The organism is uncultured Nostoc sp. (genome assembly GCF_937863485.1).
Lineage (GTDB): Bacteria > Cyanobacteriota > Cyanobacteriia > Cyanobacteriales > Nostocaceae > Nostoc.
The window spans coordinates 51,704-51,906 of the sequence record NZ_CALMFY010000230.1 but is presented as its reverse complement, the minus strand read 5'-3'; the positions used below and the strand labels follow the sequence as shown (position 1 = coordinate 51,906).

1 protein-coding gene is annotated in these 203 nt (G+C 36.9%); it reads right to left on the bottom strand.

All coding sequences use genetic code 11. The features are described 5' to 3' along the window. Positions 1-84 (bottom strand): tetratricopeptide repeat protein (locus tag Q0541_RS31540; protein WP_298920412.1); only part of this gene is annotated, 84 nt, incomplete at its 3' end. Positions 85-203: the final 119 nt, after the last annotated feature.

Here is a 203-nt window from a genome sequence, read left to right as displayed (position 1 = left end):
TCCCAGTAAGCGTTTTCTCAATTCTAAAGCTTGCTGATATAGGGGTTGGGCTTTGCTGTACTGTCCTGTAGATTCGTAGAGGATTCCGAGATTATTCAGGCTTTGGGCGACATCGGGATGTTCTTATCCAAGAAATATTTTATGTACTTAAATAGATTGATTATACATATGTTCTGCTTGGATATAAATTCCTTTAAATGTCT